General features: G+C 40.8%; 14 protein-coding genes and 1 other RNA gene. 10 read left to right on the top strand and 5 right to left on the bottom strand.

The window, feature by feature from the left end; all coding sequences use genetic code 11:
• Positions 1 to 36 precede the first annotated feature (36 nt).
• From rpmB to ftsY, 4 genes are all read left to right on the top strand, one after another.
• Positions 37 to 273 (top strand): 50S ribosomal protein L28, encoded by a 237-nt coding sequence (gene rpmB / locus BC659_RS00170; RefSeq protein WP_133472564.1) that lies wholly within the window; start codon positions 37 to 39, stop codon positions 271 to 273.
• 30 nt (positions 274 to 303) lie between these two features.
• Positions 304 to 486, top strand: a complete 183-nt coding sequence (rpmG, locus tag BC659_RS00165) for a 50S ribosomal protein L33 (protein ID WP_133472563.1) — start codon at positions 304 to 306, stop codon at positions 484 to 486.
• 2 nt (positions 487 to 488) lie between these two features.
• On the top strand, positions 489 to 662 hold the full coding sequence (locus BC659_RS00160) for a DUF4295 family protein (protein ID WP_133472562.1): 174 nt from the start codon (positions 489 to 491) through the stop codon (positions 660 to 662).
• 84 nt (positions 663 to 746) lie between these two features.
• On the top strand, positions 747 to 1,712 hold the full coding sequence (gene ftsY, locus BC659_RS00155) for a signal recognition particle-docking protein FtsY (protein WP_133472561.1): 966 nt from the start codon (positions 747 to 749) through the stop codon (positions 1,710 to 1,712).
• Between the two features lie 74 nt (positions 1,713 to 1,786).
• Here ftsY and BC659_RS00150 read toward each other — a convergent pair whose 3' ends face one another.
• A complete protein-coding gene (locus BC659_RS00150) occupies positions 1,787 to 2,263 on the bottom strand; it encodes a hypothetical protein (RefSeq protein ID WP_133472560.1) in 477 nt (158 codons plus the stop codon).
• A 104-nt stretch (positions 2,264 to 2,367) separates the two neighbouring features.
• Here BC659_RS00150 and BC659_RS00145 point away from each other — a divergent pair, with 104 nt between their 5' ends.
• The 5 genes from BC659_RS00145 to prfB all read left to right on the top strand — a co-directional run bounded on the left by BC659_RS00145 (position 2,368) and on the right by prfB (position 7,977).
• Entirely contained in the window at positions 2,368 to 3,333 is a 966-nt protein-coding gene (locus BC659_RS00145) for a polyprenyl synthetase family protein (RefSeq protein WP_133472559.1), read from the top strand.
• Between the two features lie 70 nt (positions 3,334 to 3,403).
• Positions 3,404 to 5,113 carry an amino acid permease gene (locus BC659_RS00140; protein WP_133472558.1) on the top strand — a complete coding sequence of 570 codons (1,710 nt, stop codon included), beginning with the start codon at positions 3,404 to 3,406 and terminating at the stop codon, positions 5,111 to 5,113.
• A 139-nt stretch (positions 5,114 to 5,252) separates the two neighbouring features.
• The gene (locus BC659_RS00135; RefSeq protein WP_133472557.1) at positions 5,253 to 6,281 is read left to right on the top strand and encodes a Smr/MutS family protein; all 1,029 of its coding nucleotides are present in this window, start codon (positions 5,253 to 5,255) and stop codon (positions 6,279 to 6,281) included.
• Between the two features lie 119 nt (positions 6,282 to 6,400).
• Positions 6,401 to 6,785, top strand: an RNA gene (gene rnpB / locus BC659_RS00130) — RNase P RNA component class A.
• 93 nt (positions 6,786 to 6,878) lie between these two features.
• Positions 6,879 to 7,977, top strand: a protein-coding gene (gene prfB, locus BC659_RS00125; RefSeq protein ID WP_425470272.1) for a peptide chain release factor 2 whose coding sequence is annotated in 2 segments (ribosomal slippage) — positions 6,879 to 6,938 and positions 6,940 to 7,977 — 1,098 coding nt in all. Because the reading frame shifts where the segments join, the coding sequence is not laid out codon by codon here.
• Between the two features lie 243 nt (positions 7,978 to 8,220).
• Here prfB and nhaA read toward each other — a convergent pair.
• Genes nhaA through BC659_RS00105 form a run of 4 tightly spaced genes read right to left on the bottom strand, consistent with a single transcriptional unit; the run spans position 8,221 to position 13,112 of the window.
• Positions 8,221 to 9,432, bottom strand: coding sequence for a Na+/H+ antiporter NhaA (gene nhaA / locus BC659_RS00120; protein WP_133472555.1), 1,212 nt, complete (start codon positions 9,430 to 9,432; stop codon positions 8,221 to 8,223).
• Positions 9,433 to 9,463: 31 nt separating this feature from the next.
• A complete protein-coding gene (locus BC659_RS00115; protein WP_133472554.1) occupies positions 9,464 to 11,116 on the bottom strand; it encodes an OstA-like protein in 1,653 nt (550 codons plus the stop codon).
• Positions 11,116 to 12,117, bottom strand: a complete 1,002-nt coding sequence (locus BC659_RS00110) for an MlaD family protein (RefSeq protein WP_133472553.1) — start codon at positions 12,115 to 12,117, stop codon at positions 11,116 to 11,118. The genes BC659_RS00115 and BC659_RS00110 overlap by 1 nt, the downstream gene beginning before the upstream one ends.
• 56 nt (positions 12,118 to 12,173) lie before the next feature.
• A complete protein-coding gene (locus BC659_RS00105; RefSeq protein WP_133472552.1) occupies positions 12,174 to 13,112 on the bottom strand; it encodes an N-acetylmuramoyl-L-alanine amidase family protein in 939 nt (312 codons plus the stop codon).
• 103 nt (positions 13,113 to 13,215) lie between these two features.
• Between BC659_RS00105 and BC659_RS00100 the strand changes: the two genes are divergently transcribed.
• Positions 13,216 to 15,879 (top strand): putative LPS assembly protein LptD, encoded by a 2,664-nt coding sequence (locus BC659_RS00100; protein WP_246027053.1) that lies wholly within the window; start codon positions 13,216 to 13,218, stop codon positions 15,877 to 15,879.
• Positions 15,880 to 15,894 lie beyond the last annotated feature (15 nt).

Genomic DNA, 15,894 nt, shown 5'->3' with positions numbered 1-15,894 from the left:
TTTCCCTACCTTTGCCGTCCCGAAAAAAATTGAGTCATGGCAAGAGTATGTCAGGTTACTGGAAAAAAGCCGATTGTTGGGCATAGTGTTTCTCACTCAAACATTAAGACCAAGCGCCGTTTTTTACCAAATTTACAGAAGAAGCGTTTCTTTTTTGCTGAAGAAGACCGTTGGGTAACCCTGAAGGTGTCTACTGATGCTTTAAGAACCATCAACAAAAACGGTTTAGCGACTGTGATCAAAGAAATGAGAGCCCAGGGAGCTAAGATCTAATTAAACAACAAGAAAAAACTACCTAATACAATGGCAAAGAAAGGTAACAGGGTACAGGTAATTCTGGAATGTACAGAGCATAAGACTACAGGTCTGCCCGGTACAAGCCGTTATATCACTACCAAAAACAAGAAAAATACGCCTGAGCGTATGGAACTGAAAAAGTTCAACCCCATTTTGAAAAAAGTAACTGTTCATAAAGAAATTAAATAATCATGGCAAAAGCAGCTTCCAAAAACGCGAAAGTAAAAGACCAGAAAGCAGCCGCTGAAGCTAAGAACTGGACTAAAGTTATCAGGGCTGTACGCAGTCCCAAAACAGGTGCATATACCTTTAAAGAGGCAATTGTGCACAAAGACAAGGTGAAGGATTACATGTCTGAGAAATAGTTTTTCTCATGCTAATCATATTAAAAGCTTTCTCTGCAACGGGAAGGCTTTTTGTATTTAATCGAAGCTATAAAACCATCTCCTATGGGATTCTTTGATAAATTATTCGGGAAGAAAGAAAAGGAAAGTCTGGACCAGGGTTTACAAAAAACCAAGGAGGGTTTTCTTTCAAAAATAACCAAGGCCATTGCTGGAAAAAGCACTGTGGATGATGAAGTACTGGATCAGCTCGAAGAAGCATTAGTAGGAGCAGATGTGGGTATTGATACAACACTGGCCATCATCGAAAGAATTGAAAAAAGGGTTAAGCAGGATAAGTATGTAAATACGACAGAACTCAATCAGCTACTGCAACAGGAAATTCAGGATATGCTAGTTGAGGCTCCTGATTTTTCGTACAAAGATTTTGAGATACCCGAAGGAAAGAAGCCCTATGTAATTTTAGTGGTAGGGGTGAATGGGGTAGGTAAAACAACTACCATCGGTAAACTAGCACACAACTATAAAAAAGCAGGTAAGGAAGTGATACTTGGGGCTGCTGATACCTTTCGTGCAGCAGCGGTTGATCAGCTAACCATCTGGAGCGAACGGGTAGGTGTACCCATTGTAAAACAGGCTATGGGATCAGACCCGAGCGCCGTAGCATTTGATACGGTAAAGAGTGCTGTAGCACGTGATGCTGATGTAGTAATTATTGATACAGCAGGTCGTTTACACAACAAGCTTCATCTAATGGATGAACTGGGTAAAATTAAACGTGTTATACAGAAAGTAATCCCGGATGCCCCTCATGAAGTAATGCTGGTATTAGATGGATCAACCGGACAAAATGCATTGGAACAGGCCCGTCAGTTTACTGCTACTACAGAAGTAACAGCCTTATCTATAACTAAATTAGACGGTACTGCAAAAGGCGGCGTAGTATTGGCCATTGCCAATCAGTTCAAAATCCCTGTAAAGTACATAGGCGTAGGAGAAAAAATAGATGACCTGATCATCTTTAATAAACATGAGTTTGTAGACAGCCTGTTTAGAATAACCGATAAATAAGAAATAAGGAATAAGAAATGAGAAAGGAAATAGCACTTTCTCATTTCTTATTCCTTATTCCTCTGTTTCTTATTTTAAAAAGTATATCTTATTCCAATTCCTCCCCAGCCACCTTCAAAATAGTTGTAGCCGATGAAGTTGAAAGAGGGTTGCCAGTCGAAGCTAAGGTTTAAGGGAGCTCCTTTTATTTTGTAGTCGATACCTAAAACCCCATCCACACCAATGGCAAGTCCATCATTTCTGGTAGGATAACGGTTGCGCCAGTTATCGCTCCAAACACCTAAGTGTGCACCACCACCCACATACCATTTCAGTCCTTCAACACCGGTAAAATCACCATGGTACTCATAAAGACCTGTCAGGCGAAAACCATCATTGGAAATATAGCCAAGCCCTTCAACGGCTGCATTAGTTTTCACGAAATGTTTCACGCTAATAGCACCTGGGTATACTTTCACACCCAAAGCGGTTTTGTAGGTTGAACCCGTGCTCTGTGCCATGGCAACAGAAGCGGTAAAAACAATCAGGGTAAACAGAACTATTCTTTTCATAACAGTGTTTTTTGTCTTATTAGATAAAATCGTGCCAAAAATAATCCTCACATTCTTCAAGGAATAGTTAAGGTTGCTTTTGCTTTTATATTTAGGTTTGTATTATGCGCAGTTTTAAAGATTTAGTAACAGATTTCGGGAATCATTTTGCAGTCAGACATTTTCCCGAACAACCCTCAAGTCTGTATGAACCCAATGAATATTTTCTGTCCTGGGGCGGTAAGCGTATTCGTCCGGTGATGTGTTTAATGGGTAATGAATTGTTTGATGAGATACATGCGGATACCTGGCAACTGGCCACCGCCATAGAACTGTTTCATAATTTTACGTTGATACATGATGATATCATGGATCAGGCTCCCTTGCGGAGGGGAATGGAAACCGTGCATATCAGGTATGGAGAAAGTACGGCTTTACTGGCGGGTGATGTAATGCTGATCAGGGCCTATGAATACCTTAATAAAATCAACCCGCAATATCTGCATCGTATTCTCAGCCTCTTTAATACAACGGCAAGAGAAGTTTGTGAAGGACAGCAACTGGATATGGATTTTGAAAAAATGGAATCAGTATCACTGGATGCCTATATACAGATGATCAGCCTGAAAACTTCGGTATTACTGGCTGCCAGTCTTGAAATGGGTGCCATTATCGGCGGGGCGAGTGAGGGTAATTGCAGACACCTGTACGATTTCGGTAAAAATCTGGGTATCGCATTCCAGGTACAGGATGATTACCTTGATGCTTTCGGTGATCCTGAGAAATTTGGTAAAGATGTGGGTGGCGATATCCGTCAGAATAAAAAAACATTCCTTCTTTTACATGCATTGGAAGTAGCCACACCTGATCAGCGTAAAGAACTGGAAAAGCTGATGCAGCAAAATCCGGCTGATAAAGTAGAAAGAATACTTGCTATATTCCGTGATTGTAATATCGATGAATGGGCTAAATCATTAAAGGATAAATATCTGCAGACAGCACTTGCTCATCTGGATGCGATTGCCGTAAGATCTGTACGCAAAGAGCCCTTACAGGAACTTGCCAATTTCCTGATTCAAAGAGAATATTAACAGGATTGGACTATCTTGTACCTGTTCAATAATATAACCAAAGATTCAACCAACACCAAAACCCAACCCTATGTCAGGTTCTCTTTTCAGAAGAAAATCAATTGATAAAATTACCCGGGAAGCAGCTGCAGGCCATTCAGATGGACATGGTACAGGCTTAAAAAAGGTATTAGGCGTTCGTGATCTTACCTATCTGGGTATTGCCGCAGTAGTAGGTGCCGGTGTATTCTCTACTATAGGTGGCGCTGCTTATGACGGAGGCCCGGGGATATCTTTACTTTTTATCATCACAGCTGTTACCTGCGGATTTTCAGCACTTTGTTATGCTGAATTTGCCAGCCGTGTGCCTGTAGCAGGTAGTGCTTATACTTACTCTTATGTAACTTTTGGTGAACTGATCGCATGGATCATTGGATGGGCTCTGATATTAGAGTATGCCATTGGAAATATTGTAGTGGCCATTTCATGGAGTGGATATTTTAATAACCTGCTGGTACATATTTTTAATATACACCTGCCAGACTGGTTACTGGTAGACCCACTTACTGCTTCGAATGCATTTACCACAGCGACCAATGCCATGGCTGCAGGTAATATTACGGATCCTGTACAACTGGAATCTTATCGTTTTGCCATTGATGCTTACAACAGTGCGCCAGTGGTTGCAGGAAAGCATATCTTTTTTAATCTTCCCGCTTTTATGGTGGTGGTACTGATTACCTGGATCACGATTATCGGTATTAAAGAGAGTAAAAAAACAGCCAATGCCATGGTCATCTTCAAAGTGGCGGTGATTATTTTTGTAATTATTGCCGGGGCCTTCTTTGTTGATACCAATAACTGGCGACCTTTTATGCCTAATGGATTCACAGGCGTATTAAAAGGGGTATCTGCTGTTTTTTATGCCTATATCGGCTTTGACGCCATATCTACCACAGCCGAAGAATGTAAAGACCCGCAACGTGATCTGCCAAGAGGGATGATCTATTCACTGGTGATTTGTACAGTTTTGTACATATTAATTGCATTGGTACTTACCGGTATGGAAAACTATGCCAATTTCAAAGATGTGAATGATCCGCTGGCTTTTGTATTTGAGAACAGGGCGCCATGGATTGAAAAAATTGTTTCGATAAGTGCGGTGGTGGCCACAACATCTGTAATGCTGGTGTTTCAACTCGGACAACCCCGTATCTGGATGAGCATGAGCCGCGATGGATTATTACCCAAACGTTTCCAGAAAATCCATCCAAAATACAATACGCCTGTTTTTGCCTCAATCGTAACAGGAATCATTGTAGCAACAGGCGCATTGTTTATTGAATCAGGTATTATGACAGATCTTACCAGTATCGGAACTTTATTTGCATTTGTGCTGGTATCAGGTGGCGTATTGTTACTGCCACCGGTAAAAAAAGAACCTGGTAAATTTAATCTTCCGTATATCAACGGGAAATGGATTGTTCCTGCACTAACACTCATATTTATTTTTCTTACCAAAGAAAGATTACAACTGGCCATCAATAACCTTTCAACTGAAGGTTACCAGGAGATACTTTTTATTGTATTTATCATCATTGCGATTGTACTGAGTGTACTAACCTTTCTTCGTAACTACTCTTTTATACCCATCATGGGTGTGTTTACCTGCGCATACCTGATGATTGAAATACCCGCTGTAAGCTGGGCCTGGTTTTTTATGTGGATGACACTCGGCTTACTGATCTATTTCTTTTATGGACGTAAAAACAGTGTGTTAAATAGTCCTGAAAAAGCTTAGTCTGGTTGGATCCAGGAAGAATAATCAGCCACAGATACACAGATTAGGATGAATATAATCTGAGTATCTGTGGTTTTCTTGATCATTATGAATTCCCGATTGTTTAGAGATTACATAAGCTAATTCGTATTTTTGCAGTATGAAATATCAGGTAGGTGACGAAATCATTGTATTACATAGCAATGAGGAGGGAAGGGTCATAGAACTCATCAACGATAAAATGGTGATGATTGAGGTTAGGGGCGTGAAGTTTCCAGCATACATGGATCAGATTGATTTTCCCTATTTCTACAGGTTCACCAAAAAGAAACAGACAGAAGAAAAAAAGACGGCACCTAAGCAGTACATAGACCAGATTCCCAAAGAGAAACCCAAACCCAACCAGATTAAAGTGGCAGATGGTGTCTGGCTATCCCTGATACCTAAATTTTCACTGGACGACTTCAATGATGAAGTGGTTGATGTATTAAAAGTGCATCTTGTTAATAAAACACCACAATCTTATCAGTTTATATATAAGCAATTATTTGCACAGGAATTAAATTTCGAATTAACCAATCAGGTACAGGGTTTTCACGATTTTTACCTGCATGATATTGCATTTGAAGCGGTGAATGATAGCCCTTCTTTTTCCATTGATTTTTCATTAATCCAACCCGAAAAAAAGAAAGCAGCTCATTTCGAGGCTCAACTGAAACTAAAGCCCAAGCAACTGTTTCAGCGTATAGAAGCCATGAAGGAAAACAATGAACCTACTATTTCCTATCAGTTATTTGATGTGTATCCTGACAAGGTGGAAGAAGATTATGTAGACCTCTCTAAATTATCTGGTAAGGGCTATAAGATATATGATGCATCTAAAGTACGTCAGCATCTGCCACCTGCACGCTCAGTCATTGATCTTCATATTGAAAAACTGACTGATAACTATGAAAAGCTCAGTAATATCGAAATCGTTGGTATCCAGTTGTCTGAATTTGAAAAATGGTTCGATCTGGCGATTGCACACCGGCAGCCTTCTTTGATTGTAATTCATGGTGTAGGTACAGGCAGGCTTCGGGAAGAAATACATGATATTCTCAAAACCAAAAGAGAGGTGAAAAATTTTATTAATCAGTATGATCCCCGTTTTGGCTATGGGGCTACGGAGATCTTTTTTCAGTATTAATGATACAAATCCAAAAATCAAAAGGCAAAATTCAAAAAGCAGGAGATGTATTTTTTGAATTTTGCCTTTTGATTTTTGAATTCTTTTACTCCTCCTTTTTTTCAGTTAACTTTGTATTTCCATAGGTTCGAACCATCGCCCCCACAGTATTGCGGGGGAGGAAAGTCCGGACAGCATAGGGCGACCCACCGGTGAATAGCCGGCCCCCCACAGTACTGTGGGGGCGAGAAAGTGCCACAGAAAATAACCGTCTTGTCTCGCTTCAGGCGAGATGGGGTAAGGGTGAAAATGTGAGGTAAGAGCTCACGTTCCGTTCTGGTAACAGGACGGAAGGGTAAACCTTGGGTGCTGTAATGCCATGTATAGGAATCTTTGAGAGCGGCTCGTTCGATCTCGCCTTAGGCGAGAGGGTTCCAGGGTAGGCAGCAAGATCACAACAGTAATGTTGTGACAAGATAAATGATGGTGTAGGAACAGAATCCGGCTTACGAGACTTATGGTTTATTTTTGATTTTTGATCTTTGATTTTTTGATTTGAATAAATGATTCATCTTAAAAAATCAAAGATCAAAAAATCATGCAATCAAAGATTATACTATGACAGCAGAACAAATTAAAATTTTAAGGGACCGTGTAGTTGTCCTGAGGAGGTTTCTTTGACGTCGATAACAGAAATTACAAAGTAGAAACCGACCGTCAACTCTCTCTTTCACCCGGCTTCTGGGATGATAATGCCCGTGCTACGGCTATCATGAAAGAAATTAAAGTAAATGAATACTGGCTTCGCCTGTATAAACAGGTAGAAACAGCCGTTGAAGATTTTGCTGTATTGTTTGATTTCTGGAAAGGAGGCGATGCTTCAGAAGAAGAAACCAAACTGGCATATGAGCATGCATTAACGCAAATCGAAGACGCCGAATTCAAAAGTACACTTAATAAACCCGAAGATGAACTGCCTGCAATTGTCCAGATTAATTCCGGCGCAGGTGGCACAGAAAGTCAGGACTGGGCTGAAATGCTGCTCCGTATGTACAGAATGTATGGAGATAAGCAAGGATGGAAAGTAACAGAGCTTGACTTCCAGGAAGGTGATGGTGCAGGTATTAAAAGTGCCACACTACAATTTGATGGTGATTTTGCATATGGGTTTTTAAAAGCAGAAAGTGGTGTACATCGACTGGTTCGTATTTCACCCTTTGATAGTAATGCGCGCAGACATACTTCTTTCGCATCTGTATTTGTATATCCATTAATAGATGATAGTATTGAAATCAACGTGAATCCCGGAGATCTGGAATGGGCTTTTTACAGAAGTGGAGGTAGTGGTGGACAAAACGTAAACAAAGTAGAAACGGCTGTAAGGCTGAAACACATACCAAGTGGTTTTATTGTGGAATGTCAGCAGGCACGCACACAAGGCGAAAACCGTGAATTGGCCCTTAAAATGCTGAAAAGTCGTTTGTATGAAGAGGAGTTACGCAAGCGCCAGGAAGCCATGAATGCAACCAATGCCAATAAGAAAAAAATAGAATGGGGCAGTCAGATCAGAAGCTATGTCTTCCATCCGTATAAAATGATCAAGGATCACCGCACCGATTATGAAGTAGGCAATGTAGGCCCGGTAATGGATGGCGAGATTGATGGCTTTATCAAAGCCTATCTGATGATGGAGAAAGAAGGAGGGGAGGGAAATTAGAAATAAGAAATATGAAATAAGGAATAAGAAAGTGATGATATTTTCTCATTCCTTATTTCATATTCCTCATTTCTCTGTTCTCCCGTTCCTCTGTTCCCTCAGCCATATATAGTGCTCATCGTAAGAAAAGAAAGCAAGTTTATACTTCCTGATTCCATATTTCGTATTCCTTATTTCTCTGTTCTCCTGTTCCTCTGTTTCCTCAGCTATAAATAATACTCATCGTAAGAAGTGAAAGCAGGTTTATACTTCCTGATTCCTTATTTCATGTTCCTTGTTTCTCTGTTTCTTCAGCCATATATAGCCACTCAGCATCGCAATCAATGATGCGAGTAATACAGAAATTTTTGCGATATCCTGTTCGGCCGGACTCACAAATGCAAGGGTTGAGATAAAAATACTCATGGTAAAACCAATACCAGCCAACAACCCGCCTCCGATCATTTTATACCAGTTGGTGCCGGAGGGAAGCTCAGCCAGTTTTCTGGATACAAGCAGGTAACAGGCAGTCGTAATACCCAGTGGTTTGCCGATACAAAGTCCGACGATAATACCCCAACTCAAACTACTGTTTAAAGCATGTAAACTGTTTTCAGGTAAGCCAATAGCTGTATTGGCCAGCGCAAAAATGGGCATCACAATAAAATATACCGGAGTATGAAATTTTAATTCAAAATCTTCCAGTTTTGAAACCGGAACCATAAATGCAAAAATAACCCCGGCAACTGTGGCGTGTATACCTGAGTTGAACATACAATACCAGAGTGCAATACCCAATAACCAGTGCCAGATACCAAAAGTCATTTTTCTTTTGTTCATGAACCATAACAAACCAACGACTGCAATAGCACCCAACAGATAGCCTATTGCTATTTCACTACCGTAAAACAGGGCGATCACAACAATGGCTCCCAGATCGTCAATGATTGCCAGTGCTGTGAGGAATATCTTTAAAGCTACCGGTACACGTTTACCCAAAAGAGATGCAATACCTAAGGTGAATGCAATATCTGTAGCGGTTGGTACTGCCCAACCATGCATATAAGCTGTTCCTTTATTGAAAAGACCAAATAACAAAGCCGGAGCAAGCATGCCTCCAATGGCACCGGCAACCGGTAAAGCTGATTTTTTAAGTGACGCAAGTTCACCGGTAACCAGTTCTCTTTTAATTTCCATGCCTGCCAGAAAAAAGAACAATGCCATCAGTGCATCATTAATGACCAGCAGAGGGGAGTTGGGTAAGGATAAAAATCCAAGATGAAGATGATGTCCGGTGGTTCCGTCAAATGAAATGTTCCACATGTTTCTGTAAACCTCACCCCAGTCGCCCAGATTGGCAGCTATCAATGAAACAGCTGTACAGGTCAGCAGAATGATACCAATGGCCCTGCTGTCATGAATAAACTGTTTTAATGGATGCAATAAACGGGTATGTACAAACTTGGGTAAGATCATACTTCTAATTTACAGTTTTATCAGGGGAAGTTTACTGACCGGAAAGAATGTCGAATTTACTTTTTGGTCTACGGTTGTCTAACCACCTAAAGTTACGCAATTTTATTTCATCGTGATTAACCTGTCGCATCGGATACATGGTTCCATCTACTGCATTGATAAATACCACGCGTTTTGGTTTACCATTATCGAATTTTATTTCGATAACATCGGAACTGTTTTTGTTGACTCCGATAAAATTTTTCTGCTCATCAACGCCGTAGTATACATTTTCTGAATTACCCTTGGAACGAAGAAAATGAATCTGCCCGGTTGTATCAAAATAAGCATTGATCGAATTTCCTTTTACCTGGTTAAAGTAAACAGAACTGTCTACCTTACTCAAAGCCAGCGCATTTTCAAATACCTGTAATCGCTCCGGTTTGGTATTTTTCAGGTACATGTAAATGGTATCTCCACTGATCTGGTTTTCCTGAGCCCAAACCACCGGTTCTTTAAATAAACGAAATACAGAGTCTTTCAAAGCGTAAAACAAACTATCGCCCACACTTTGCATAGAGTCGGAGTATATTTTTACATGATAATAAGCTTCAAAATATTTATCGGTACTATCTTCTTTGGTACTGTCTTCAGAAAAAATAAAATCTACACTATCTCTCACCCTTGGAACCGATTTTATTTTAAGCAGGTCAGATAGTTTGGCTGAATAAAAGGTATCTGCTGCAATGTAAATAGAATCACGATCCTGCTTTAAAAGTAACAATGGGCTTTGCGTAGCCAGTAAGGAATTGCGTTTGTTATTGGTCTTGATATTATTGGCAATCAGGTCAAACCCTTTAGCTGAATCTTTGCCCCTGTACACCGCATTGCCCCTGAATTCTCCCAAGCCACTGATGCTGTCAATAGCCATTTCATCGGCTGTCATGGTATACGTACTATCGTCTATGATCGAACGCTTATATAACTCAGCTCGTTTCTTTTTCAGGTCATAAAAACCATCCTTGGTCTTGATGACCAGTTTTTTGTCGTTTCGGATAGTGGTTGGACTGGTGAAAGTGGCTATTTCTGTTTCCGTGTTATACTGAAGGGTGTCTGTATTAATGCGATAATCAGGGTTAATCAATACAACTTTCCGCTTAAAATAAATATCCTTTGTGTCGCCATAATAATAGCCTTCCGTGCTGGTTAACGTTGTTTTTTCATTGACTACTTTACCATTTTTGAGGTAGGTGCCGATTTTTACGGTAACATCATACTCCAGTTCATCTGTGGTAAGTGTGCTTTTGCCATCGGTAAGCCTGACCCTTTTTTTCAGGAATGCTTTTTTTTCTTTTGCCAGGTATTTAAGGTATTGCGCATAGGTATGTACACTATCTGCATCATTGATATGTACATTGCCAAAAGCCTCAAACACACTTGTGATCAAATTTAAAACCGCACTGTCGGCATAAAACAGGGTTTTATCCTGTTTCATAATCACTTTACCTGTATAAGAAATGAACTGGTTCAACGAATCAAGTTTTTTGATATTGTAGCTGTCTGCATGCAGTATTTCCAATAAACTACCCGTTACAGCCTTGGTGGTATCTGTAACAGGAGCATTGGCAGTTTGTGCACTACCCATAAGAGAACTGCCTGCCAAAAAGCCTAATAATAAAAAATAACCGATTCGTTTGCGTATCATTATTTAAGCTTCGTAGAGTCTAAGGGAGCCATTAACGGACCTGTTTTGTCTTTCTTTCCAAACACAGAAATATTTACGTATCGTTTTGGATGTACGCGAAGATCGTCCATGAGAATATTGGCGCTTCTTACGGTATTGCTAAGGTTATCATACAGTGTTTTGTCGTTGAGGAGCTTACCCAATGAACCATCTGTTGAAGAAGCTTTTGCTAATATGCTATTCAGTGTTTCTATGGAATTTTTCAATTGTGCAACCGTTCCATCGATATCCGCTTTCGATAAGTTCTCGGTAGTCTTCTCCACATTGCTGAGCATGCGGGTTACTTTTTCATTATTGTCGGCCAGGTTCTTTGTGAAGCTGTTTACATTATTCATGGACGCAGTAATGGCACCTGTTTGCTGGTTCAGCATGGACTGTATGGAGGCTGAGGATACCACCAGACTTGCGGTTGTTTTATTGATATTCGCAATAACTTCCTGTAGGTTGTTTTTGGTAGCCGGATCAAAAATGGTATTGATGTTTTTAAGTACACTGTCTAAGGAACCAACAGTGGCTTTAATCTGATCACCAACAGGCCCAAGTTTGTTCATGACATCACCTAATAAACCGGCAGAAGAAGAAGTGAGAATGGTATCGCCCGACTTCACATAGGTAGGTGCATCACCCAGACTAATGGTTATGCTGGCATTACCCAATGGATTTTCCTTGATGGATGCCACAGAATTACTGGGGATATTGTAATTGTCTTTCAGCTTAATAGCTACCACAATGGCAGAAAGGTTAGCATCTGCATTTTCAATATCGTATACGGAACCTACCTGAAAGCCATTGATGAATACGCCATTTGAAACCATGATACCTTTGGTATCGGTGTATTTGGCATAAATGAAATTGCCGGTTTTGAATAAGGTTTTTCCTTTCAGGAAATTAAATCCGAGGATCAGCAAAGTGATGGCTATTGCCGTCAATGCGCCCACTTTTGTTTCGTTCGATATCTTCATATCACAAAACTAAGGTTTCTTGGGTGTAAGGATTCTGTAAAGGCTGTTAAACCGGTTTATTTTCTACTGCCGGCCCCCGTGATACCAGCCTGGTTTTCCAGTGAGTTTTTATAAATACGGATCGATTTGGTTATTACCTGACAAATTTCCATCTGTCCTTTTTCGCTATTCAGATAATCCTCTTCGTCCGGATTAGAGATAAAGCCGGTTTCTACCAGTACTGCGGGCATATTTACAGCCTGCAAAACCCAGATACCTTTTTTTCGCTGCTGTGCCTTTCGGCTGATACGCCCCACGGTTTGAAATTCTTCTTCAATGGTCATGGCGAGTTTGGCACTACGTTGGAAATATTGTTGGGTAAGTATATTGGCCAACATCGTCTTGGTAGGGTCGTTGGCATCTGTTTTTCTGCGGGCTTCCAGTATTTTCATGGAAACGCTGTCGAGGTATTCATCGAGTCCTTCACTGGCTACTGCCTTTCTTTCATCGGTTTTATCAATCCCATAAATATAAGTTTCCGTACCCATGGCAGGATTGGGTATGGTCCATGTGCGATAGTCTTTCACCCTTTGCTTTACGGTTTTCCCCTTTCTTTTTACGGTAATGGTTTTATAGCCTATGAATTCTCTGCGTTTGGAGGCAGCTGCTGAGTTTACGTGGATACAAACAAATAAATCGCCTTTGGCCTGATTGGCAATATCAGCCTTCTGGATTACCGAATGAAACACATCGGTTCTTCGGGTCATCACGATTTCTACATCGGGCAGGGCTTCCTGGAGCATTTTTTCCAGTTTTAAAGCTACCTCCAGTGAAATCTGGCTTTCTGTAGAATACCTGCCACGGGCACCCACATCTTCACCACCGTGTCCGGCATCCACAATAATCCTCCTGAGCACCTGTTTTTGCTGGGGTTTACCCTTTTCTGTACTGAAAGAACACAAAAAAGTAATCCCAAAACTTAACAAAACAAAAGCAGCATATTTAACACGCATCATATCAATTCGTTAAAGGATTATAGCCAGAGTTCGGTTTACACGCTTCAAACACTATTTTTGTCAGGTGAATATGCGCAAACGCTGTAAAATTAACGTAAAAACCATGCTTCCTATTGTTGCGTGTGGATATTTGCTCATATTAACATTTCTTAAGGAAGCCAATGCCTCCGCTGTTTTTTATCAGCAAACAGTGCGTTTCGCAGCAAAAGATACCATCCCCGTTAAGAACCTGAAAGATTCCAGCACCAGAAAAAAAGACAGCCTGGTACAAAAAAAGACAACAGATTCATTGGTGGCTAAAACAGATACCCTCCGTATTTCTAAAGATTCTATCGACGCACCGATCAATTATTCCGCTACCGATTCTGGTGTACTGATTATTGATACCCGTGAGTTCCTTTTATATGGGAAGGCGAAAACCACTTATAAAGACCTGCAGATGGAAGCCGCTACCATCCGTTACGATCAGCAGTCGCAGATGGTAAAAGCCTATGGTTCACTCGATACCAGCGGTAACCCTTTAAGCAAGCCCCAGTTTATCCAGGGTGAACTCAAATCGGTAAGCGATTCCATATCCTATGATATGCGAACAAACAAAGGCCGAACCGTAAATACCTTTTTTCAGGAAGGGGAGATCTATGTAAATGCACAGGTACTGAAAAAAATAAGTGCCGATGAAGCATTTGCCAGTAAGGCCCGTTTTACCACCTGCAACCTCGATACGCCGCATTTTGCTTTCAGAACCAGCAGGATGAAAATTATCAATAACAAAATGGGTATTTCCAGTGCAGCTTTCCCTGAATTTGAAGGGGTACCCATGCCCATTGGTATTCCCTTCGGTATATTTCCATTATACAAAGGTCCCCAATCAGGTTTTATTGCACCAGCATTTACAGCGAGCGAAGATTTTGGATTGGGACTTGAAGGCATCGGATATTATTTCATGTTTAATAATTACCTGGATCTCACAACCCGGGCCAATCTGTATTCCTATGGCGGGTATATGGTTAACTTCAACTCCCGCTTTTTAAAAAGATATAAGTTTACCAGTAACCTGAACCTCACCATTCAGAATTCCAGACTATTAAACAGGAGTGGGTTTTCAAAAGATGAGTTTACGAGAACACGTTCATTCATGATCAACTGGTCACACAGCAGGGATAGCAGGGCCAGACCCGGAACCAGTTTCTCTGCCAATGTGAATTTTGGTAGCACACGTTTTAATCAGTTATTACTGAATAATCCTTACCAGAATTTTCAGAACCAGCTGAGCTCGTCTATCAACTATACAAAAGACTGGAGAGGTAAGTATAACCTGTCTGTAAATGCCAATCATAACCAGAACAATAATACCCGTTTGGTAAACCTGAATTTGCCAACGGTTAACTTTAATGTGGTGACTTTTTACCCCTTCCAGAAAAAAGACCAGGTGGGGTCAGGAAAATGGTACGAAAAAATAGGCATTGGCTATAGCGGTAATATTCAGAATCAGTTGTCATTTTATGATACTGCTTTTAATATCCGCAGAATGCTGGATACGCTTCAGTGGGGTGCACAGCATAATATTCCCATTACGCTTTCCCTTCCTTCACTCGGCCCTATAACGGTAGCACCCAGTGTATCTTTTGAGGAACGTTGGTACGGACAACGCATTTTCAGGAACTGGAACAATACGGCTAAAAAAGTAGATACTTCTATTCAGCGGGGTTTTTACACAGCCAGACAAATGGCATTTGGTATCAGTCTGAATACACGTGTGTTTGGTACTTATACGTTGAAATCGAAGGATACAAAGATTATCAGACATGAAGTTCGCCCCAGTCTATCGCTGAGTTATCGCCCAGATATGGCTGCGAAATATTTTTATGATACACAGGTAGACAGTACCGGCCGTAAACTTCGGTTCTCACAGTTCGACGGTGGAATCATACCCGGATTTTCTGAAGGCGCATTTGGTGGTATTGGATTTGGTATCGATAACCTTTTGGAGATGAAACTGAAAGATAAATCTGACAGTTCCGGCAAGGCCACCAGGAAGATCAAGTTAATTGATGGTTTTGGATTTAACTCATCCTACAATTTACTGGCAGATAGTTTTGCACTGGGTAATTTTAACTTCTATGCCCGTAGTACCCTATTCAACACCATCAATATTACAGCGGGTATGAATATTGACCCCTATGATGTAAGTGCAAAAGGGGATCGTTTAAAGCAACTTGCTGTTGATTTTAAAAAGCTACGTTTTGGTCGTATCACCAGTGGTAACCTGGCTATTTCAACTTCCTTCTCCAGTAAATCCAAAGATGGCTCTGATGGGAAAGAAAAAGACATACCCATTGATCCGTTTATGACACCTGATGAGCAGCAAAGACAATTACAGTTCGCCAGGGCCAATCCGGCAGAGTTTACTGATTTTAATATTCCCTGGACACTTTCGCTTTCTTATTCACTCAATTTCAGCAGGGTTTTAAAACCGGATTATTCGGGTTTTGAAACACAGACTTTTTCTTCTGTAAGCTTTAACGGAGATTTCAGCCTGACTGAAAAATGGAAATTGGGGGGTACTGGCGGACTGGATGTCAAGAACAGGAAACTGGAGCAGTTAAGCATGTTTATTACGCGTGAAATGCATTGCTGGCAATTGTCTATAAACGTTACACCCATTGGTCTCTACCGTTCCTTTAATATTACCATCAATCCGAAGTCAGGTATCCTGCGTGATTTACGTATTAACAGAAGCAGAACTTTTTCTAACTCGAGGTTTTAATTAGCGTATAGCTGA

Source organism: Sediminibacterium goheungense, assembly GCF_004361915.1.
Classification (GTDB): Bacteria; Bacteroidota; Bacteroidia; order Chitinophagales; family Chitinophagaceae; genus Sediminibacterium; species Sediminibacterium goheungense.
This window is presented reverse-complemented; position numbering and strand designations above follow the sequence as displayed.